Genomic DNA, 20,970 nt, shown 5'->3' on the forward strand with positions numbered 1-20,970 from the left:
CCTCGCCTTGGCTCGGCCCGGCGCGGGTCGTGGACGGGCTTCGTCCTTCATGGCTTGGTTGCCAGGAGGACAGCGGTCGCGGGACGCACCGTGACGAATCGGACGTCCTCGAATCCGGTCGCGCACAGCAAGTCTCGATACCGTCGGATGTCGATGGCCGCCAGGGGATCGTCGTGCGCGGTGTCGCGGGTGCGGTGGGCCGCGAACCGCGCCATGACGCGCACGGCGGCGGAGAGCAACGGGTCGGTCGGATGCGTGTCGGCGAGCAACAGCCGACCGCCCGGCCGCAGCACCCGGAACATCTGCGCGACGGCATCGCCACGATGTGCCGCGGGAATGTGGTGCATCACGAAGGTCGAGGTCACCAGATCGGCGGAGGTGTCGGGCAGGGGAAGCGCCTGCGCCGTACCGAGTTCGAATCGGCAGTTCGCCAGGTCGCGGGAGCGTGCGTTCGCGTAATCGATCATCTGCGGCGACGGATCGACACCGGTCACCCGGCCGACGCGGCGCGCCAGCACGCGAGCGAGGTCGCCAGGACCGCAACCGATATCGACGACGTCGGCGCCGGGCGCCGGATCGGTCAGGGCGGCGAGCCGGGCGTTCAGACGACCCGCGCGGCCGAGCAGGAAGGCGGACTTGAACGCGCGGTAGCGGCGCGGCTGGGTGAGCAGCACACCGACGTCGGTGTGCGAATCGGTGGCAGACTGGGGTTCGTTTCCGGACATGAGTTCAGGATCGGCCGGTATCCCGCCGCCGACCAGGGCCAATGCGACGGAATTCGTCCGAAACCGGACGCATACGAGACATTTGTCCGGGAGGCACCGTGCCGGAAGAACAGGACACCGCCGATCGCCGGGTCCGGCGCACCAGAGCCCTGCTGCACCGGGCGCTGATCGAGCTCATGGTCGAACGCGCCTACGACCGGATCACCGTCCGCGACATCCTGGACCGCGCGGACGTCGGACGGTCGACCTTCTACGCGCACTACCGGGACAAAGACGACCTGCTGTTGCGCAGCAGCACCGACTACCTGCGCGCGGCCATGACCGCCGCGCAGACCGATGCAGGCGCCTCCGAATTGCTCGCGCCGGTGCGCACGCTGTTCCAACTGGCGGCCGATCATCCCGATATCTACCGAGCATTGCTGGGCCGCAAGAGTGGCACCGTGCTGCTGCGCACCACACGGGTGATGGTCGCGCAGATCCTCGCCGAGCGGCTGCGCGACCGGCTGGCGATGCCGGAGGAGGAGTTCGCCACCACCGTGACGTTCCTGTCCTGGGGCACCGTCGGCCTGCTCGGTGCCATCGCGGAGGGGCAGCCACCGCTCTCGGCCGAGGAGGCTTACCGCCGTGTGATCGGCCTGGTCGGCCAAGGGTTGACCGATCGGACCGATGACTGAGCCGGGCCCCCGCCGGTTACGCGTTCGAGTCGTCGGTGCGGACCACGCTATCGACGGCCACGCCGAGTTCCCCTCAAACGCTGACCAGTTCCAGCGCCTGTGCGGCGCTCACACTGCCCGCCGTGACGAGTTCGAGGTTGGCCAGCGCGGCTTCGTGCGCTTCCGGGGTGGCAGCGGCCACGCAGTCGACCACGGGATGCACCGTGAACCCCAGATCGGTGCCGTGCCGGGCGGTCTGCTCGACGGTGAGGTTGGTCGCGACGCCCGTGACGAAGAGCGTCTCGATGCCCTGATCCGCCAGCCACTCCGGCAGTTTGCCGCCCGCGAGGCCGGAGAGCTTCTGATTGTCGAAGACTTCCGACGGCTGCGCCGACATCTCCGGAATGATCGCGGTGCCGGGCGAATCGGGCCGGAACTCGGTCTGCGCCGCGCCCACCGAGCGCATGAATCCGGTATTGCGCACCAGCTCACCCTCGCCGACCGGGATGGTGAACCGGGTGAAGATCACCGGCAGCTGCGCGGCGAGCGCCGCGGCGTGAAAGTCCGCCGCCCGCGCCACCACACCGCTCGCCGCCACGGGCGCGGCCAGCATGGGACCGAAAAAGCCCTCGGGCCGAATGACATTCACCTGCCAGTGCAGCGCCAGCACGGCGGCGCGGATGCGTCGGATCGCCATGCGACGACCTTACGCACCCGCGCCCGCGCGCACTGTCCGATTCACGTGAAACGAACGCACTCGACGTTCAGGACGAATAGTCCTTGCGCAACTGGACTTTCACTACCTTGCCGCTGGCGTTGCGGGGCAGCTCGGGCACCAGCACCAGGTCCTTGGGGTGCTTGTAGCGCGCCAGGTTCTCGTTGAGGAACGGTTCCAGCTCGGCGAGGGTCAGCTCGTCGTCCGGGTTGTGCAGGGCGACCACCGCGACCGGCACTTCGCCCCACTTCTCGTCCGCGCGGCCCAGCACCGCCGCCTCCCGGATCTTCGGGTGCGCGAACAGGACGTTCTCCACTTCGGCGCAGTAGATGTTCTCGCCGCCGGAGATGATCATGTCCTTCTTGCGGTCGACCACATAGACGAATCCCTCTTCGTCCTGGCGGACCAGGTCGCCGGAGTGGAACCAGCCGCCCGCGAACGCCTCGGCGGTGGCCTCCGGCTTGTTCCAGTAGCCCTGCATGAGCGTCGGCCCGCGGTAAACGATCTCACCCACCTCGCCGGGGGCGACATCGTTCATCTCGTCGTCGACGATGCGCGCCTGGATGGTCGGGATGGGCTTGCCCACCGAGCCGATCTTGCGGATCGCGTCCTTGCCCTCCAGCACACAGGTGATCGGCGACATCTCCGTCTGCCCGAACACCGCTACGTTGAACGCGTTCGGGAAGGACTCGGCCATCGCGCGCAGCACCGTGTCCGAGGCGGGCGCGGCGCCCCAGCTGAGCACCTCCAGCGCGAGCTTGCGGTCCTTCACGGAAGGGTGGTCGCAGACCAGCTGCCACTGCGCGGGCACGCAGAAGGCGGAGGTGGCCTGCTCGCTCTCCAGCGCGTCCAGGAACTCGCCCGCGTCGAAGGCGCCCAGCGGGTGCAGCACCGTCTTCGAGCCGAGCAGGAAAGCCGGTGCGAGGCTGCCGAGTCCGGCGATGTGGAACAGCGGCGAGGTGCACAGCCCGATCGACTCCGGTTGCAGCGCCAGCGCGCGGATGCAGGTCAGCGCCTGGGCGTTCATGTTCGCGTAGGTGAGCACCGCGCCTTTCGGGCTGCCCGTGGTGCCCGAGGTGTACATGATGAGGCTGGGGGTGTCCTCGGGGATGTCCAGCGGGATGTGCGGATCGCCCGGTTCGGCGAGCAGGTCGTCGAAGCCGACCACGCCGTCGCCGGAGGCGCCGCCGATCACCACGCAGGTCTCCAGGGCGGGCGCCTGCGCCTGCACCGCGGTGGCCAGCGGCTGCAGCACGGTGTCGGTGACGACCGCCTTGGCTCCGCTGTCGCCGACGATGTAGGCGACCTCCGGCGGCGTGAGCCGGAAGTTGACCGGGACCGCGATCGCGCCGAGCGCGTTGATGCCGAACACGGCTTCGAGGTATTCCGGGTAGTTCAGCGCCAGGATCAGCACCCGGTCGCCGAACCCGACACCCCGGCGCGCCAATCCGTCGGCGAACTTCAGCGACCGCTCGTGCAGCTGCCGCCAGGTGGTGTCCACGCCGCGGAACCGCACCGCGACCGCGTCCGGGCGCATCTGCGCGTGCACGGCGATCTGGTTGTTCCAGTGGTTGCGCCGCGACCTGATCGGCTCGTCGAGCGCTACTGCCCCGGTGGTCATTGCCACGAACTCCTCTCGGACCGCCATCGGCCCGCCGGGATGTCCGACGGCGGCGACGGGCTGAATCGCGTGCAGAATAGCAACTAACTTAAATGCCCGGCAAGAGATTGCGGAATGAATCCGGGTTAATCAGCCCGGTTCGGCACTTCCAGCTGCGGATCGGCTTTCTAGCAGTACATTTACACTCATTGGCAGAGCTCGCGAAGCGGAAACGGGACCGGTGAAGATCATCAGATATGCGAACCTCGGCTCACTTATGAGTTGAATACGAGGCGATCCTCATGTCACCATCGACCCCAACGGGCGAACCGGCACGCCCGCGCGAGGTATAGGAGAAGCGCATGCTGCGGACCAGGTTCACCGAGAAGTTCGGCGTCCAACACCCGATCGTGCAGGGCGGCATGATGTGGGTCGGGCGGGCCGAACTCGTCGCGGCCGTGGCCAACGCGGGCGGGCTCGGCTTCATCACGGCCCTGACCCAGCCGACCCCGGACGACCTGCGCCGCGAGATCGAGCGCACCAAGGAGCTGACCGACAAGCCGTTCGGCGTGAACGTCACCATCCTGCCGTCGATCAACCCGCCGCCGTACGCGGAATACGTGCAGGCGATCATCGACAGCGGCGTCAAGATCGTCGAGACGGCCGGCAGCAACCCGGAGCCGTTCCTGCCCTACTACAAGGACGCGGGCATCAAGGTGCTGCACAAGTGCACCAGCGTGCGGCACGCGCTGAAGGCCGAGCGGATCGGCGTGGACGGCGTGAGCATCGACGGCTTCGAGTGCGCGGGCCATCCCGGTGAGGACGACGTCCCCGGCCTCGTGCTCATCCCGGCCGCCGCCCGCGAGCTGAGCATCCCGATGATCGCCTCCGGCGGCATCGCCGACGCCCGCGGCCTGGTCGCCGCGCTCGCCCTCGGCGCGGACGGCGTCAACATGGGCACCCGGTTCCTGTGCACCCAGGAGTCCTCGATCGATCAGAAGGTCAAGGAGAAGATCGTCGCGAATTCCGAGCGCGACACCCAGCTCATCTTCCGCACCATGCGCAACACGGCGCGGGTCGCGGACAACGAGATCAGCCGCAAGGTCGTCGAGATCGAGAAGGCCGGCGGCACCTTCGACGACGTGCGGGATCTGGTCGCGGGAGCGCGGGGTCGCCGGGTGTTCGAGGAGGGCGATCTGGACGCGGGCATCTGGTCGGTCGGTCTGTGCCAGGGCTTGATCCACGACATCCCGACCTGCGCGGAGCTGATCGGCCGGATGGTCACCGAAGCCGAGCAGCTGATCACGGCCCGGCTGGCCGAGACCGTGGTGGTCGGCTGACCGGAGTCACTTGGCCGCGCGGGCGGTGACGGCCGCGTAGTCGTGGCTCGCGACGAGTTCGATGCCGTCGGGCAAGGCGTGCAGGCGGTGGATCGTGGTGAAGGCGGCGTCCCGGTCGGCGTCGAACAGCTTGCCCGGCATCGGCGCCTTCTCCCGCAGCAGATCGACCTGCAACTTGCTCCACACGGCGTCGCCCGCGAACAGCACGCGGCTGCCGTCGTCCACCGCGAGCAGCACGCCGATACTGCCGGGTGTATGACCCGCGAGATCGACCAGCAGCACCGAGCCGTCGCCGAACAGGTCCTTGCTGCGCGGAAAGGTCAGTACCGGCGGTCCGTCCAGCTCGAAGCGGTCGAAGCCGCGGCCCCGCAGCGGGCCGCGCGCCACACCGGCCGGTGCGTGCGGACCGCCCATCGCCCAGTCGTATTCGACTCCGGGCAGACGGATCTGCACCGAGGCGGGCAATTCCAGCAGGCCCGAGACGTGATCCCAGTGCAGGTGCGTGGGGATCACGAAATCGATGTCCTCGCCCGCGATGTCGTGCGCGGCGAGTGCGTCGGACAGACCGAGCACCGGCTTGTCGGGCGCGACGAGCAGCGGGATCGGGAAGGGCAGTTCGGGCAGCACGCGCTCGTGCACGCCCGCGCACAGGGCCGGATCGATCAGGAAACGCGCCTTCGGATGCTCGACCAGGAACGCGGCCATCGACAGCCGCATCTCCTTCAGGCTGCGCACGCCCTCGGCCACGATGGTGGTCGGCGCGGACATGGTGGCCTGGGTCAGCACGGTCAACCGCACCGCGGCGCTCGCGGCGGGCGGCGGCAGCACTTCGAGGTTCGCCAGCAGTGCGGTGTCGGGGCGGCGCGGCCGTAGCAACCGGCCCGGCGTGGCCGCCAGCGCGGCGCAGCAGCGCAGCAAGGTGGGCAGAGTCGGCGTGCGCTCGGCACGGGTTGCGGCACCGCTGTCCGGTTCGGTCACGATGCCACGGTATGTGATCGCCGCCGGTTCGCGAAAGAGCCGGGCAGGCAGCGGAAACGCGACCTTGCTCCGGCCGATTTCTCCGGCATAATCGCGTGGGTACCGTTCTTCAGTGTGGGGTAACAGCAGCCGGGAGACGGGGAGGGAGGACGCGATGCGGCCCAGTCTTCCGGACGGGGACAGCGGTGCGCGGGAGAACGAAGGTTCGCTCGGCTATCGCCGGCGCACCGCGCTCACTTGTGCCGCCGTTCTGGCTGTCGCGGATCTACTAGGCGTCGACGCCGCCGCGGTGTCGACCAGCTCGCCCTTTACCGATCTCGGCCTCAGTTCCACTCAGCTTGCGAGGCTGACCGCCCAACTCGAGGATGCCATGGGAGTCGAGGTTCCGCTGACCGCGATCTACGACCATCCGGACATCGAACAGCTTGTCGAGTATCTCGCGATGCGATGAGCAGCGCGCCTACTGATTCCGTCGGCTCGCATCCACCCGTCTCCATCATCGGCATCGGCTGCCGACTGCCCGGAGCGGCGAGCGTCGCCGAGTTCTGGCAGCTGCTGGTCGAGGGCCGGGACGCGACGTCCACCCCGCCCACCGGGCGGCTGGGCTCCCGGCGCGGCGGGTACATCGACGACGTCGAGTCCTTCGACAACGACTGGTTCGCCATCTCCGACCGCGAGGCCGCGGTCATGGATCCGCAGCAGCGCCTCGCGCTGGAAGTCGCGGTCGAGGCGCTCGACGACGCCGGAATCGGTTATCGCGCCCGCGGTTGCGGCGCCGCGGTCGTGTTCGGCGCGTCGGGATACGACCACGGCATCGCGGTGCTCGGCCGGGCGGGCCACGACGCGCCGTACGCGGTGACCGGGTCGGCGCTCAGCATCATCGCCAACCGGTTGTCGTACGTGCTCGATCTGCACGGGCCGAGCCTGGTGCTCGACAGCGCCTGCTCGTCCTCGCTGGCCGCGGTGGACCTCGCGGTCCGTCTCCTCGCCGACGGCACGGTCCCGTTCGCCATCGTGGGCGGCGTCAATCTCGTATTGCTGGAGCACACCTCGGACTACTTGGCCGAGGGCGGTTTCCTCTCACCCGGCGGACGATCGGCGCCGTTCGACGTCACCGCGGACGGCTACACCCGCGGCGACGGCTGCGCCGTGGTGATCCTGCAGCGCAGCGCGGACGCGGTGCGTGAGGGCAACCGGGTGTACGCGGAGATCGTCGGAACCGCCGTCGGGTCCGACGGCCGCTCGAACGGCTTGTACGCGCCCAATGGCCGCGCGCAGCAGGAGACGCTGCGCAGCGCGTGGTCGCGGGCCGGATACGCGCCGAGCAGCGCGGGCTACATCGAATGCCACGGCACTGGAACGCCGCTGGGCGACGCGGTGGAAGTCGGCGCGCTCGCCGCCGCGCTCGGCGACGGTGCGGACGATCCGGTCTGGATCGGCTCGGTGAAGTCCAACATCGGGCATCTCGAGGCCGCGGCCGGAGTCACCGGGATGGTGAAGACCGCGCTGTCCATTCACCACGGGATGATCGCTCCGACGATCAACGTCCACACCGAGCATCCGCTGCTGCACTTGGCCGAACGTGGACTGCGCGTGCCGACCGAGCCGGTGAACTGGACCCCGGTGCCCGCGCCGCGACGGATGGCGGGCGTCAGCTCGTTCGGGTTCGGCGGCACGATAGCGCACATCGTGCTGCGCGGCGTGACGCCGACACTGTCCGAGATGGGTGAACACTTCCCGGTGCTACTGCCGCTCACCGCGCGCGACGACGAGGAGCTGCGTGAGCGCGCGCTGCGGCTGGCCGACGCGGTGGACGAGGCGCGGCCGTCGTCGCGTGCGCTGGTTTCGGCGACGGCCCGGTTGCTGCCCGAACCGGCCCGGGCGGCGATCCTCGCGCACGACCACGGCGACGCGGTGCACCGGCTGCGCGCCCTCGGCCGCGGCGATGCCGATGCGGCGCTCGGCCCTGTGGCGCACCGCCGCCGTGGTGGTCTGTTGTTCCTGTTCTCCGGGCAGGGTGGCCAGCATCCGAGGATGGGCCGCGCGCTGGCGGCGCGGTATCCGGTGTTCGCCGCCGCGCTCGCCGAGACGACCGACGCGATCGTGGCGGCGGGCGGGCCGCGGATCTGGACCCCGCGGCACGGCTTCACCTCCGCGGGCGACGCGCAGGCCACCGATCTGGTGCAGCCCGCGTTGTTCGCGTTCCAGGTGGCGCTGGTGAAACTGCTGGCGGCGTGGGGGATTCGTCCCGACGCGGTGGCCGGCCACAGCCTCGGCGAGATCGCCGCGGCGGCCGTGAGCGGCGCGTTGTCCCTGGCGGACGCGGCGCGGGTGGTGGTGCTGCGCAGCGCGACCCTGGCCCATCTGGACGGGCACGGCGCGATGGCGGTGCTGGAGGCGGCCCCGGACGAAGCGGCGAAACTCGTGGAGCCGATGCGCGCGGAGGTGGCCGTCGCCGCGGTGAACGGCCCGAGGTCGGTGGTCGTGTCGGGCACGCCACGCTATGTCGACACACTGGTACGCCGAGCCACCCGGCGCAACATGTTCGCGCGCAGGCTCGCGGTGGACTTCGCCGCGCACAGCCCGCAGGTGGTCACCGTGCTCCCGCCCTTCGTCGCGGCGTTGACCGAGATCACCCCGTTGGCGCCGCGCGTGCCGGTGTACTCGACGGTCCGGCGTGGCGCGAAGCTGACCACGGCGGCCATGGACCGCGAGTACTGGGCCCGCAACGCCGCGGACACCGTGGAATTGGCCGCGGCGATGGAGCGCGCGGCCGAAGACGGAATCGCCACGGTGGTCGAGATCGGCCCGCATCCGGTGTTGCTCTCGGCGGTGCGGGAGTATCCCGACTTCCGCGACGGCACGCATGCCGTGGCGCTGCGCGACGACGAGGCGAGCGGCTTTCTCACCGGCTTGGCGCGGCTGTACCTGGAGGGGCGGCCGGTCGACTGGTCGGCACTCGGCCCGTTCGGCACGCCCACACCGCGAAAGTGGCGCAAGCGAAAGTTCCCGCTGCTGGTGGCCGGACCCGCGAGCGCCCACATCCCCGAGTCCGCTTTCGCCGCCGAGGATCTCACCCAGCACGTGGTGCGGGGCGAGGGGACGGTTCCCGCCGTCTTCTGGCTGCGGCGGCTGCTGCACCTCGCCAGGGACACCGCCGGTGCGGCAGCCCTGGCCGACTTCGCCGTGCACGAGAGGACCGATCCGGACGTGCTGCCCGAGGTCGTCTATCGCGGCCCTGGAGCGGAGGAAAGCATGCGGGCGGAGGTCACGGGCACCGGGACGCTGGCTTCGGCCCGGCCCGCCGGTGACCCCACACCCGCGGATATCGTCGCATGGATGCGGGTGGTCGACGCAAATCGGGCTGCCCGGCATCACATGCGCGTCATCACCATCGGCGCCTTCTACCAGGAATTGCGCCGCAGGCGGCTGGAGTACGGTCCGCGATTCCGTGCGCTGCGCGGCATCGCCGCGGGCACCGGGCGGGCACTCGGCCTGTTCGACGCCGCCGAATTGCATCGCACGGCAACGCTGGACGGCTGCCTGCACGTGCTCGCCGCGGCGGTGTTCGACGAATTGCCCACGACATCGATTCCGCTGCCGATCGGCATGGACTCGGCCTGGCTTTCGCACGAGCCGAATCGCCACGTGCTCGAGGTGCACGCGCTGATCCGGGAGCGCGGCGACACCGGACTGGTGGGCGATGTCATCGCGACCGATCAGCACGGTGTGCCCTGTCTGGCCTTCTCGGGCGTGCGCATCCGCTACGCCGACCCCGGCGCCGAGGAGGAACTCGGCGCGGTTCGCGCGACACGTGCCGAGCACGACGCGCACTTCCGTCAGGAGGCATGGGCCGCGCGTGACCCCGAAACACTCGGGCTCGGCGATGCCTCCGTGGACCAGACCCGCGTGCGGCGCGCGGTCGTGGTCGGCGCCTCCGACCTCGCGGTCCGGCTCGCCCGCGCACTGGACGCCGAGGTGCCGACCGAACGCATCGCCCGCGAACCGGACGACGCGCGCCCGCTCGTCGACGCGGTACTGACCGGGCGTGGCGGCGGCCACGCCGTCGCGCTGGTCTGGCCCACGGATTCCGCGGTTGGCGAGGGCAACAGCGCCGCCCCGGCGACCGGTCGGGTCCTGGAGCTGCTGCAACTGATCTCCGCCCACGACGCCACCGCGTCCGTGACGGTCGTTCTGCCGCAGGAACACGCGGCTCGTGCACACTCGCGGCCCACGGAAGCAGGCCCGCCGACCTCGGTCGAGGCCGCGGCGATCGCGGGGCTGGTTCGCTCACTCCAGCTGGAGACCGGCCGGACGGTGCGGTTGATCTGGACCGATGCCGACCCCAGGAACGTGTCGCTGTTGACCAGCCTGGTGACGGCCACCGACAGTGCGATTCCCGACGAGCTGCGGCTGTCGGCGGGCGAGGTCGCCGTCCGGCGCTTCACGCCGGCGCGTGCGCGAGCGCTGCCGGTCGCGGCGGTCGACGCGAGCGGAACCTACGTCGTCACCGGCGGACTGGGCACCCTCGGGTCGGTCGCCGTGCGCTGGTTGCTCGACGCGGGCGCGCGCGACGTCGTGGTGCTGACCCGCGCGCCCCGCCCCGTGCCCGCGCTGCTGGACGGGCTGGAGGACCGCATCGTCGTGGTCCGCTGCGACGCGGCCGACCGGGACGACCTGGCCAACGCGCTCAGCGATATCCGCGCCTCCGACTCGGCGATCCGCGGCGTCGTGCACGCGGCGGGCACGCTGGAGGACGCCGCGTTCGACGCGGTCACGGCGGGACAGCTGGCCAGGATGTTCTTGCCCAAACCCACCGCGGCGGCCAATCTGATCGAGCTCACCGCGACCGACGCCACCGACTTCGTCCTGCTGTTCTCCTCGGCCACCGGCGCGCTCGGAGCGCCGGGGCAGGCCGCCTATGCCGCCGCCAACGCGGCGATGGACGCCCTGGCACAGCGAGATCCGGGCAGACGCATTCTCAGCATCGGCTGGGGGCTCTGGGATTCCGGCCTCGCCGCGGCGGCCGGCGGGGCAAGCCATCTGCGGCGAGCGGGCATCGGGGCATTCGACCTGCGCCGCGGCAGCACCGTACTGGCGCAGGCTCTGCGCTACGACGGGCCGTACCTGCTCGCGCTGGAGCACACACCGACCGCCGACACGTCGCCGGTCGCGGTGCGCTTGGCGAATCTACTCGTGCCGATGCTCGATCCGAGCCCCGCTCCCAGCAGGAACGCCGCGCCCGCGCCGCCGGAGCCTGCCGAACCGTTGACCACGATCATCCGCCGCGTACTGGCGAGCACACTCGATCTGCCCGCCGAGCACATCGACCCCGCGGCCGACTTCAACGACCTCGGGCTCAGCTCACTGCTCGCGATCGAGATGCGACGCAATCTCGAATCCCGGCTGCGCGTCCGGATCGCCACCGCGGAGCTGTTCAAGCATCCGACCATCACCGCCCTCGGCGCCGCCCTGCTCGATCGGGTCGCCGCGAACACCGAAGAGACCTCGTGACCACCGCCGACCACCCGGCAGGCGATTGTCTCGCGACCTCCGTGGCCGCATGGGCTGCCACCCATCCGCACGAGCCCGCCTTCACCGAACTGCGCTTCCGCGTGCGGGAACCCGTGCCCGTCACGCTGACCTACGCGGAGCTGCACGCCGCGGCGGGCGCGCTGGCCGCGCGACTGCGTCAGGAAAGCGCGCTCGGCGACCGGGTGGCCATTCTCTGCGCCCACGGAGTCGACTACGCGGTGGCCTTTCTCGCCTGCCTGTACAGCAATCGGGTCGCCGTGCCGTTGTTCCCGGCGGCGGGCGCACGCAACCGCGACCGCCTGCATGCCGTTCTGGCCGACGCCCGGCCCACGCTCAGCCTGCTCTCGGCCCACGACGAGACCACCGCACCGGCCCTCGGGCCCGCACTGGGCCGGATACTCGCCTTGCCGGCTCGTCTGGCGGCACCTGAATGGAACGCGGCCGGGCAGATCGTGCCGACCGCACAATCCGTGCCGGCGGCGGCGGGCGTCACCGATCCGGCCGCGCGGTACGGGGGATCAGGGCCTGCGCGTTTCGTCGCGCCGGGCACGGGTTCTCTCGCGCTCGACGGCGCGGTCATTGATCCGGTGTCCCATGAGCCGGCCTATTTGCAGTACACGTCCGGGTCGACCAAGTCCCCCGCAGGCGTCCGGGTCACGCACGAGAACCTCGCGACGGCGCTGACACAACTCGGGAACGCCGTGTCGACCGCAGCCGATCGACCCATCGTGACCTGGCTGCCTTTCTTCCACGACATGGGATTGATCCTCGGCCTGTCGCTACCGTTGTTCCTGGGCGTGCACGGCATCACGCTGGCGCCTGCGGAGTTCGTGAAGCGCCCGGTCCGCTGGTTGCGCGCGATCTCCGACTACCGGGCCGGTACCACCGGGTGCCCCAATTTCGGCTTGAAGCTCGCGGTTACGGGCACCACCCCCGCCGAGCGGGCCGGCCTCAACCTGGCCGGACTGGATATCGTGCTCAACGGCTCCGAGCCGGTCCGCGCGGACGCGCTCACCGAATTCACCGAGACCTTCGGCCCGTACGGTTTCCGCCATCACGCGCACACCCCGGGCTTCGGCTTGGCCGAGGCCACCCTCACGGTCACCGTCTGCGACCAGAACGAGGCCCCGGTGTGGCACCGCTTCGACCGGGCGGCTCTGGCCGAAGGGCGCGCGGTCGCGCTACCCGAGGAGGCGCCGGACTCCCGCGGCGGTGTGGCGCTGGTCGGGTGCGGCGCACCTGTCGGACAGGAGCTGCGGATCGTCGATCCGGTGAACGGGACCGTGCTGCCCGCAGGCCACGTCGGCGAGATCTGGGTGTCCGGAAGCAATGTGTGCGACGGATATTTCGGCAGGCCGGATGCCACCGAGGAGATCTTCGGCGCCACGCTGCCGGGCAGCGTCGTTCGCTGGCTGCGCACCGGGGATCTCGGTTTCCAGCACGAGGATCAGCTCTACATCGCCGGACGCCGCAAGGACGTCATCGTGGTCGACGGACGCAATCACTATCCAGCCGACATCGAGGCCACGGTGCAGGCATGTGCCGCGGAGGTCAGGCCGGGTCATGTGACGGCGTTCGGGCACGACGACGGGCTGCGCGAAGACCTCGTCGTGGTCGCCGAACTCGTCACGACCGGCGGCTGCGACCCCACCGAACTCTTCGCCCTGGCCCGCCGCATCCGCACCGCGGTCGCGTCCATACACGAGGTGATGCCCGGTGCGGTGCTGCTCGTGGAGCCGGGACGCATCCCGAAGACCAGCAGCGGGAAACTCCGCCGCGGTGAGTGCCGAGCCCGTTATCTCGCAGGCCATCTGCGCCCGGTCGCCATGATCTGACACCGACCGCATCACGCGAATCGCGCCCGCGGCACGGTTTCGTGCGACGCGAACGGACCCGACGGCTGGTTCAGGACTCTTCCCGGCCCATCAGACGATCGGTCTCGCGGCGCTCTCGCTTGGTGGGTCGTCCCGCCCCGCGATCCCGGCGCGGCATGCTCGCCAGGATTTCCCGGGGCGGCGGAGGGGGACTGCGATCGATCAGGCATTGCGCGGCGATCGGGGCACCCACGCGCTTGGTGACGATTCGTTCCACGATGACGATGCGCTCGATGCCGCTCGCCCGGATACGTACCTCGTCACCTGGGCGCACAGGCTGCGCGGGTTTGGCCGGTGCGCCGTTCACTCGAACGTGCCCACCGCGACATGCTTCCGCAGCAGCGGATCTTGTTTTGAACAGACGCACCGCCCAGGTCCACGAATCGACGCGGGCCTGGGTCGCGGTGTTCTGGATGCCGGATTCGGCGCGGGCCACTCGTTAGACGATACGGCGTGCGGTGACCACCATGTCGGGGCGCAGCGGCGTGTAGGACACCGGCGTACCCGACTGCACCGCATTCAGGAGCTTGTTGTCGCCGGCGTAGATGCCGACGTGACCGCCGCCGTTGGTGATGACGATGTCACCCGGCTGCAGGTCGTGGTAGGCGACCGGAGCGCCGACGTGCGACTGCTCGAAGCTGGTGCGGGGGAGTTCGACACCCGCCTGGCGGAACGCCCACTGGACGAGACCGGAGCAGTCGAAGGCGCGGGGACCCGCAGCACCCCAGGAGTACTGGGCGCCGACCTTGGTCCTGGCGGCGTCGAGGGCGATGTCGCCCGCGCTGTTCTGCTGCTGGCCGAACAGGCCCGGCAGCATCGGCGCGAAATTGGGAGCCTGCGGAGCGACCGCCTGCGGCGCCTGGGGGGCAGGGGCGGCGGGAACAGCCGCAAGCGCCTGCTGGATCTGCGTGTTGAGCTGCTGGACCGGCTGTTCCCATTCCTGCGGAACATCGAAGTTGCCGACACCGGGAACGTTGATGGTTGCGGCCATGGCCGGAATCGCGGGCATGGCGCCGGTCGCGGCTACCGCACCCATGACTATCGCACCCTTGACGGAATTCGGTACCCGAGAATCCCGCTGCAAGCTGTGTTTACCCACCGAGCTACGTCTCCGATCTTGCTGCTCTTCCGCCGACCGGGTTAGCTGACGGGTTCGGGCCGGGAGAGCGGCCCTACCTCACGACCGAAATGGCCGCGAAGATTCACCCCAGACGAACCTGTGGGTCCCCGGCACGACAGCCGAGACCAGTTGGCCCCGACAGCCGTTAAGGCGGTAACTAGTGGCGTCGTTTCTCTTACGAAGCGACTGGTTCCACTAAGTCACGAGAAGATTACGGTGCCGACGCGATGTTGTCCAGCGCACAGAGCTGCATCTTTTCCATCACCGGCGTACCCGTCGGCCGATCAGCGGAAAAACGGTCGTGCGCACTCGGTCACGGACCGATCTCGTCCTGCGGCGACAGATCACCGAACGGACACTGACCTCCCTGGTACGGCGCGGCACTCAGGATTGCGCGCCGTGCACCGCTCGCTCGAGCTCCTCGATCCTGCGGCGCGCTTCGATCAGTTCGACCTCGAGCCTGCCCAGCGCCATGACCAGCGGACCGACCGCGAGATCGGCCACCAGTTGGGGATCGTCGTAGCCGCGTTCGATCGCGACGAGGATGTTGGACCGGATGCGCTGGGCCACCGTGGCGCCGGCCGGAACGTTCCAGGACCCGACCACTTCGGCGATACTGGCGGCAGTCGGTTCTTCGGACATGCCCCTCCGTTCCCGCGCGCCGTGACGCGCGACCATTCTGGCGAACCGCCACCGGCCTGAAGAACCGACGGCGAGAGCCATAGTGCAATACCGGCCGCTAAGGCTCTCTAGGACGCGCCGTAGATGTGCCCAGATTATCCGGACGAAACACGCTACGGTGTCGGGGCATGGACCCCGTGCGCAATCCATATGCCCCCGGCGCGGGACAGCGCCCGCCCGAATTGGCCGGGCGCGACAAGCAACTCACGGCTTTCGACATCGTGCTCGAACGCGTCGCGCGCGGCCGTCCGGAACGCAGCGTCGTGCTCACCGGCCTGCGGGGGGTGGGAAAGACGGTGTTGCTCAATCAACTTCGCTCGGCGGCGATATCGCGCGGCTGGGGCACCGGCAAGATCGAAGCGCGGCCGGACCAGGAACTGCGCCGCCCGCTGTCCTCGGCGCTGCACATGGCGGCGCGGGCGATCGCCACGTCGCACCGCAATCCGGAACGGGTGGACGATTTCCTGGGCATCCTCAAGGCTTTCGCGTTGCGGGCCACCGCGGACAAGGGCATGCGGGAACGCTGGCAACCGGGCATCGACGTTCCCGCGGTGAGCGGCCGGGCCGATTCCGGCGACATCGAGATCGATCTGGTGGAACTGCTGGTCGAGGCCGCGGCGCTGGCCGGTGACATCGGCGTCGGCATCGCGATCTTCATCGATGAGATGCAGGATCTCGGGCCCGCGGACATCTCGGCGATCTGCGGCGCGTGCCACGAACTGAGCCAGGACGCCGCGCCGCTGATCGTGGTCGGCGCGGGTCTGCCGCATCTTCCCGCCGTGCTGTCCGCCTCGAAGAGCTACTCCGAGCGACTATTCAGCTATCACCGCATCGATCGGTTGGACCGGGAATCGGCGGACCAGGCGCTGATCGCGCCCGCCCAACGGGAAGACGTGAAGTTCACCGACGACGCGCTGGACGCGCTGTACCGCAAGGCCGATGGCTACCCGTATTTCGTTCAGGCGTACGGCAAAGCCACCTGGGATCAGGCGCCCGAGAGCCCGATCACGGCCGAGGACGTCGAGGTGGCCTCGCCCGCTGCCGAAGAGGAGTTGGCCGTCGGATTCTTCGGCTCCCGTTATGAGCGGGCAACACCGGCCGAACGTGAGTACATGCGCGCCATGGCCGACCTGTCCGGCGACGACGGCCCGGTGGCGACCGCGGCGGTGGCCAACGAACTCGGCCGCAAACCGGCCTCCCTCTCACCCGCCCGCGACGGCCTGATCAAGAAGGGTCTCATCTACTCCGCCGAGCGCGGCACGATCGGCTTCACCGTGCCGCACTTCGGCCGCTATCTGCGCTCGGTCTGACCACCGCTCGACCGAACAGGGTGGATTGCTCAGTATTCGCTTGTCTTACAAGATCACTAGATATTCGTAGATATCCGTCGACCAGCAGGGCTACCGGTGGGTAACAAACCCTCCTACACTCGGATGTGACCCTGATCACGTCCGAGGGAGGACATCATGGCGACAGCCGCGAAAGTCGACGCCACCGAAGAGCAGGCCCGCGCACTGGTCGAGGAGTCCCGCGAAACGAGCTGGGCCAAGCCGTCGTTCGCCAAGGAGATGTTCCTGGGACGGTTCCGGCTCGACCTGATCCACCCGTACCCCCAGCCGGGGCCGGAGGACACCGAGCGGACCGAGGCGTTTCTGGCCCGGCTGCGGACGCTGTGCGAGTCCATGGACGGTTCGGTGATCGAAGCGGAGGGCCGGATACCGGAGGAATACGTGAAGGGCCTGGCCGAACTCGGCTGCTTCGGCCTGAAGATCCCGCAATCGTATGGCGGCCAGGGGCTTTCCCAGTTCGGCTACAACCGCGCGCTGATGATGGTCGGCTCGACGCACCCCAGTCTGGGCGTCCTGCTCTCGGCGCACCAGTCCATCGGGGTGCCGGAACCGCTCAAGCTGGCGGGCACCGACGAGCAGAAGGCCGAGTTCCTGCCGCGCTGCGCGGCCGGAGCGGTCAGCGCGTTCCTGCTCACCGAGCCCGACGTCGGCTCCGACCCGGCGCGGATGGCCAGCACCGCGACGCCGACCGAGGACGGCGAGGCCTACGTGCTCAACGGCGTGAAGCTGTGGACCACCAACGGTGTGGTCGCCGAACTGCTGGTGGTGATGGCGCGGGTGCCCAAGAGCGAGGGTCATCGCGGCGGCATCTCGGCCTTCGTGGTCGAGGCCGATTCACCGGGCATCACCGTGGAGCGGCGCAACTCGTTCATGGGCCTGCGCGGCATCGAGAACGGCCTGACCCGGATGCACGAGGTCCGGGTGCCGAAGCGCAACCTGATCGGACGGGAGGGCGACGGGCTCAAGATCGCGCTCACCACGCTGAACGCGGGCAGGCTCGCCATTCCCGCGCTGTGCACCGCCGCCGCCAAGTGGTCGTTGAAGATCGCGCGGGAGTGGAGCACCCAGCGCGTGCAGTGGGGCAGGCCCGTCGGCGAGCACGCCGCCGTCGGCCAGAAGATCTCGTTCATCGCGGCCACCACGTTCGCGCTGGAAGCGGCACTCGACCTGTCGGCCAGCATGTCCGACGAGGGGCGCAACGACATCCGCATCGAGGCGGCGCTGGCCAAGCTGTGGGCCAGCGAGATGAGCTGTCAGATCGCCGACGAACTCGTGCAGATCCGCGGCGGCCGCGGCTACGAGACGGCGGCCTCGCTCGCGGCGCGGGGCGAGCGGGCCGTACCCGCCGAGCAGCTGGTGCGTGACCTGCGGATCAACCGCATCTTCGAGGGTTCGAGCGAGATCATGCGGCTGCTGATCGCCAGGGAGATGGCCGACGCCCACATGGCGGCCGCGGGTGCGCTGGTCGACCGCAAGGCCGAGTTCAAGGACAAGGCGAAGGCGGCGGTCGGCGCGACGGGGTTCTACGCCAAGTGGTTCCCGCAGCTGGCGGTGGGAGCGGGTACCGTGCCCGCGGCCTACACCGAGTTCGGCGTGCTGGCCCGGCACCTGCGGTTCGTCGAGCGCAGTGCGCGCAAGCAGGCGCGGTCGCTGATGTACGCGATGGGCCGCTGGCAGGCGGGCTTGGAATACCGGCAGAATTTCCTCGGCCGGATCGTCGACATCGGCGCCGAGCTGTTCGCCATGTCGGCGGCCTGCATGCGGGCCGAGGCATTGCGCGCCGCCGACGCGCCGGAGAGCAAGGCGGCCGAGGAGCTGGCCGACACCTTCTGCAGGCAGGCGCGGCTGCGCGTGCGCAAGCTGTTCGACGCGCTGTGGGAGAACACCGATGACGACGACCGCACGCTCACTCGCGGCGTGCTCGACGGCCGGTACGAGTGGCTGGAGGACGGCGTGCTCGATCCGAGCGAGGGAACCGGGCCGTGGATCGCCGAGTGGCAGGTGGGTCCCTCGACCGAGGAGAACCTCTTGCGCCCGTTCCTGCCTTCGACCCGCACCCGTGCGGAGGCCTGACGCACGCCGCTTGCGCAGTATCAGCCAATATCGGTTTTCTCCTAGAAAGCCGCAGATTCGCCCCGCGACCCGACCGGGGCGAAGCCTGCACGGACCTCGACAGGGAAATCTAAAGGAATCTACTGTCCTAGCTATCTTCCCGTAGATTTTCCGGACGAATGCGGGGACGACTGCTGGATCGACCGGCAGCCTCAGTTGGGCAACGTGTCCATAACGGCAGGTGTGGAGCGTTAACGACATGGAAATCCAGCTCGACAACCGGGCAAGAAGCGCCTACCCGGCGCCTCGCCCCAGGAGAGCGCCATGTCCCCGACCATCGCCCGCCGCGCCGCCGATCACGACGGCCACCGCGTCACGGTGTCGGCCGCAGACGGTGTCCCCCTCGCGGTCCGCGTCTTCGGCGCCGAGGAAGCCCCCGCGACCGTCGTCTTCGTCCACGGCCATTGCCTGCACACCGAATCCTGGTCCTACCTGCGCGAGCACCTGCTGCGACAGTGGGGAGACGACACCAGGATGGTGTTCTACGACCACCGCGGCCACGGCGCGTCCGGGGCGGCGCATCCGTCGACCTACACCATCGAGCAGCTCGCCCACGACCTGGACACCGTGCTGCGGACGGTGGCGCCGACCGGGCCGGTGATCCTGGTCGGCCACTCGATGGGCGCGATGGTGGTGCTCGCCTACGCCCGGCTCCACCCGGAGGCGATCGGCACCCGCATCGCCGGCGTCGGACTGCTCGCGGGCGCGGCCAACGCGATCACCGAGGTCGGGCTCGCGCGCCTGCTGAACCGGCGGACGGTGACCTCGTTGCAAGCCGCCGTCACCCGCGCTCCGCGTGCGATGCGGGCGTCCCAGCGCCTGACCCGTCACCTGTTGGCGCCGCTGCTGCGCGAAGCAGGCTTCGGGACCAGGAAGGTGAACCCGAGAATGGCCGCGCTGGCCACCGCGATGCTGAGCGACACGCCCCTGCTCACCATGGCCGGCTTCCTGCACTCGCTGATCACCTTCGACGAGACTGCGACACTGCACCGGCTCGGAGCCATCCCCGCGTTGGTGCTGGCGGGCTCGGCGGACCTCATCGTGCCGTTCGCGCACTCGGTGGCGCTGGCCTCCCAGCTGGCCGGTTCCGAACTGGTGCGCCTGGAAGGCGCTGGTCACAGCGTGATGCTCGAGCGGGCCGAAGAGGTTGCGCTGTCCATCGTCGCGCTTGTCGAACGCGCCTTCGCCACGGTGCGCTCCCACACCGGTTACGCCGCCGCTGGCTGATGCTCGGCAATCAGGCGGCAATTATCGGATTTCGATCCGATACGAGCCACCAGCGGATTCTTTCGGTACTGTGTTAAAGATCACGTTGTGTGGTGGGTCACACGACTCGGTGTCGCGCGGTCCAAGGCAGGACGGGCAACCGCGCGACACGGCACCGAGTTCGCATGCCCGCCAGGGAATTCAGGAGGATCGATGACTCGCAGCGAATTCGCGGAACTACGCTACGCGGTCGGCCAGCTCCGGCAATCCATCGGCGTACTGCGCACCCAGTTCGGCGACGCCAGCACGGTGCGCCGGTTGGAGAACGATCTCGAGCGCCTCGTCATCGACGCCGACGAACTCGAGCAGTCTCCGCCGCCGGAGGTACAACGCCGCCCCCAGGACGTCATCTACGTACCCGACAGCAAGTCCGACGAGGCCGCCTGGATGGGTGCGCAGGACGAAGGGCTCGGCTTCCACTCCCGGCCGCGGACGAAGTAACCCGGATGGGCGGCAGGCGCCGCCCATCCCGGTGCGTTCCGACCAGCCTGGGCCGCCCACTGCGGCGACGAGCGCCGTGCCGTGCCGTGCCGTCCGCACCCTGCGGTGACGAGCCCCGCCCCGCGACAGCCGGGCCTGCGGCGACCGCCGACTCGCACACCACCGCGGTCGGGCCCGCGGAGGATTTCCCAGTTCTTGCGCGGGGCACGGCAGCCCTGGACTCCCGGCAGGTGTTCCGCCGGCTGCACACATGCGGCGGTCCCGCGAATTGCCACGGCGGCAACCCACGGTGGCGCGGTGCCGCACCCGACAGCGGTTCTCCAAGGCCATCACGGCCGGGCAGTCGCGACCGAGTGCACACCGGCCCCGCCGCCGGGCGCTCAAAGCTCGCTTCGCTCCCCTCGACGAGCAGCGCCCTTCCCCCACGCGCCTCTGCGCTGACCGGCCGGCCGACGACGTCACTCGGATCCAGGAGCCCCGTTCCGCCCGTCTGCCGTCCCACTCGAAACTCGTTCCGCTCGAGTCGAGTTCGAAAAGTCCGGTTGGCCCGCTACCCGGCGTAAGCAATCAGGCGGCACACC

General features: G+C 69.6%; 16 protein-coding genes and 1 riboswitch. Of the genes, 9 read left to right on the plus strand and 7 right to left on the minus strand.

Annotated features, from left to right (window positions below; genetic code table 11):
- Positions 1-47: 47 nt before the first annotated feature.
- On the minus strand, positions 48-725 hold the full coding sequence (locus IU450_RS03090) for a class I SAM-dependent methyltransferase (RefSeq protein ID WP_195148223.1): 678 nt from the start codon (positions 723-725) through the stop codon (positions 48-50).
- 98 nt (positions 726-823) lie between these two features.
- Between IU450_RS03090 and IU450_RS03095 the strand changes: the two genes are divergently transcribed.
- Positions 824-1,399 carry a TetR/AcrR family transcriptional regulator gene (locus tag IU450_RS03095; RefSeq protein ID WP_324197506.1) on the plus strand — a complete coding sequence of 192 codons (576 nt, stop codon included), beginning with the start codon at positions 824-826 and terminating at the stop codon, positions 1,397-1,399.
- A gap of 73 nt (positions 1,400-1,472) precedes the next feature.
- On the opposite strand, the gene IU450_RS03100 is transcribed toward IU450_RS03095, so the two are convergent.
- Complete coding sequence (locus tag IU450_RS03100) at positions 1,473-2,075, minus strand: cysteine hydrolase (RefSeq protein ID WP_195148225.1); 603 nt, start codon at positions 2,073-2,075, stop codon at positions 1,473-1,475.
- Positions 2,076-2,142: 67 nt separating this feature from the next.
- Positions 2,143-3,714: a fatty-acid--CoA ligase FadD5 gene (gene fadD5 / locus IU450_RS03105; RefSeq protein ID WP_195148226.1), complete on the minus strand. Its 1,572-nt coding sequence runs from the start codon at positions 3,712-3,714 to the stop codon at positions 2,143-2,145.
- Positions 3,715-4,055: 341 nt separating this feature from the next.
- Here fadD5 and IU450_RS03110 point away from each other — a divergent pair, with 341 nt between their 5' ends.
- Positions 4,056-5,033, plus strand: coding sequence for an NAD(P)H-dependent flavin oxidoreductase (locus IU450_RS03110; RefSeq protein WP_195148227.1), 978 nt, complete (start codon positions 4,056-4,058; stop codon positions 5,031-5,033).
- Positions 5,034-5,039: 6 nt separating this feature from the next.
- On the opposite strand, the gene IU450_RS03115 is transcribed toward IU450_RS03110, so the two are convergent.
- The gene (locus IU450_RS03115) at positions 5,040-6,011 is read right to left on the minus strand and encodes an MBL fold metallo-hydrolase (protein ID WP_324197507.1); all 972 of its coding nucleotides are present in this window, start codon (positions 6,009-6,011) and stop codon (positions 5,040-5,042) included.
- A 154-nt stretch (positions 6,012-6,165) separates the two neighbouring features.
- On the opposite strand from IU450_RS03115, the gene IU450_RS03120 reads away from it, so the two are divergent.
- Genes IU450_RS03120 through IU450_RS03130 form a run of 3 tightly spaced genes read left to right on the plus strand, consistent with a single transcriptional unit; the run spans position 6,166 to position 13,381 of the window.
- Positions 6,166-6,462, plus strand: a complete 297-nt coding sequence (locus tag IU450_RS03120) for an acyl carrier protein (RefSeq protein ID WP_195148228.1) — start codon at positions 6,166-6,168, stop codon at positions 6,460-6,462.
- Entirely contained in the window at positions 6,459-11,525 is a 5,067-nt protein-coding gene (locus IU450_RS03125) for a type I polyketide synthase (protein WP_195148229.1), read from the plus strand. The genes IU450_RS03120 and IU450_RS03125 overlap by 4 nt, the downstream gene beginning before the upstream one ends.
- Positions 11,522-13,381, plus strand: a complete 1,860-nt coding sequence (locus IU450_RS03130) for a fatty acyl-AMP ligase (protein ID WP_324197508.1) — start codon at positions 11,522-11,524, stop codon at positions 13,379-13,381. Before IU450_RS03125 ends, IU450_RS03130 begins: the two co-directional genes overlap by 4 nt.
- A gap of 70 nt (positions 13,382-13,451) precedes the next feature.
- Here IU450_RS03130 and IU450_RS03135 read toward each other — a convergent pair whose 3' ends face one another.
- The 3 genes from IU450_RS03135 to IU450_RS03145 form a co-directional block, all read right to left on the minus strand.
- The gene (locus IU450_RS03135) at positions 13,452-13,856 is read right to left on the minus strand and encodes an RNA-binding S4 domain-containing protein (RefSeq protein WP_324197509.1); all 405 of its coding nucleotides are present in this window, start codon (positions 13,854-13,856) and stop codon (positions 13,452-13,454) included.
- Positions 13,857-13,859: 3 nt separating this feature from the next.
- Positions 13,860-14,456, minus strand: a complete 597-nt coding sequence (locus IU450_RS03140) for a C40 family peptidase (protein WP_195148230.1) — start codon at positions 14,454-14,456, stop codon at positions 13,860-13,862.
- 78 nt (positions 14,457-14,534) lie between these two features.
- A riboswitch (cyclic di-AMP (ydaO/yuaA leader) is annotated at positions 14,535-14,703 on the minus strand.
- A gap of 221 nt (positions 14,704-14,924) precedes the next feature.
- Entirely contained in the window at positions 14,925-15,182 is a 258-nt protein-coding gene (locus IU450_RS03145; RefSeq protein WP_195148231.1) for a hypothetical protein, read from the minus strand.
- Between the two features lie 167 nt (positions 15,183-15,349).
- On the opposite strand from IU450_RS03145, the gene IU450_RS03150 reads away from it, so the two are divergent.
- The 4 genes from IU450_RS03150 to IU450_RS03165 all read left to right on the plus strand — a co-directional run bounded on the left by IU450_RS03150 (position 15,350) and on the right by IU450_RS03165 (position 20,389).
- Positions 15,350-16,531 (plus strand): ATP-binding protein, encoded by a 1,182-nt coding sequence (locus IU450_RS03150; RefSeq protein WP_181721408.1) that lies wholly within the window; start codon positions 15,350-15,352, stop codon positions 16,529-16,531.
- 156 nt (positions 16,532-16,687) lie between these two features.
- Entirely contained in the window at positions 16,688-18,643 is a 1,956-nt protein-coding gene (locus IU450_RS03155; RefSeq protein WP_195148232.1) for an acyl-CoA dehydrogenase family protein, read from the plus strand.
- A gap of 303 nt (positions 18,644-18,946) precedes the next feature.
- Positions 18,947-19,909, plus strand: a complete 963-nt coding sequence (locus IU450_RS03160; RefSeq protein ID WP_195148233.1) for an alpha/beta fold hydrolase — start codon at positions 18,947-18,949, stop codon at positions 19,907-19,909.
- A gap of 192 nt (positions 19,910-20,101) precedes the next feature.
- Positions 20,102-20,389 carry a hypothetical protein gene (locus tag IU450_RS03165; protein ID WP_043700481.1) on the plus strand — a complete coding sequence of 96 codons (288 nt, stop codon included), beginning with the start codon at positions 20,102-20,104 and terminating at the stop codon, positions 20,387-20,389.
- The last annotated feature ends 581 nt before the right edge of the window (positions 20,390-20,970 follow it).

The sequence above is a fragment of the Nocardia abscessus genome (assembly GCF_015477775.1).
Taxonomy (GTDB): Bacteria; Actinomycetota; Actinomycetes; order Mycobacteriales; family Mycobacteriaceae; genus Nocardia; species Nocardia abscessus_A.

Excerpts from the sequence above, each read along its gene's own strand:
- IU450_RS03090 (WP_195148223.1), bottom strand. The coding sequence starts at position 725 with ATGTCCGGAAACGAACCCCAGTCTGCCACCGATTCGCACACCGACGTC.
- IU450_RS03155 (WP_195148232.1), top strand. The coding sequence starts at position 16,688 with ATGGCGACAGCCGCGAAAGTCGACGCCACCGAAGAGCAGGCCCGCGCA.
- IU450_RS03125 (WP_195148229.1), top strand. The coding sequence starts at position 6,459 with ATGAGCAGCGCGCCTACTGATTCCGTCGGCTCGCATCCACCCGTCTCC.
- IU450_RS03140 (WP_195148230.1), bottom strand. The coding sequence starts at position 14,456 with ATGGGTGCGGTAGCCGCGACCGGCGCCATGCCCGCGATTCCGGCCATG.
- IU450_RS03165 (WP_043700481.1), top strand. The coding sequence starts at position 20,102 with ATGACTCGCAGCGAATTCGCGGAACTACGCTACGCGGTCGGCCAGCTC.
- fadD5 (WP_195148226.1), bottom strand. The coding sequence starts at position 3,714 with ATGACCACCGGGGCAGTAGCGCTCGACGAGCCGATCAGGTCGCGGCGC.
- IU450_RS03160 (WP_195148233.1), top strand. The coding sequence starts at position 18,947 with ATGTCCCCGACCATCGCCCGCCGCGCCGCCGATCACGACGGCCACCGC.
- IU450_RS03120 (WP_195148228.1), top strand. The coding sequence starts at position 6,166 with ATGCGGCCCAGTCTTCCGGACGGGGACAGCGGTGCGCGGGAGAACGAA.
- IU450_RS03150 (WP_181721408.1), top strand. The coding sequence starts at position 15,350 with ATGGACCCCGTGCGCAATCCATATGCCCCCGGCGCGGGACAGCGCCCG.
- IU450_RS03145 (WP_195148231.1), bottom strand. The coding sequence starts at position 15,182 with ATGTCCGAAGAACCGACTGCCGCCAGTATCGCCGAAGTGGTCGGGTCC.
- IU450_RS03100 (WP_195148225.1), bottom strand. The coding sequence starts at position 2,075 with ATGGCGATCCGACGCATCCGCGCCGCCGTGCTGGCGCTGCACTGGCAG.
- IU450_RS03110 (WP_195148227.1), top strand. The coding sequence starts at position 4,056 with ATGCTGCGGACCAGGTTCACCGAGAAGTTCGGCGTCCAACACCCGATC.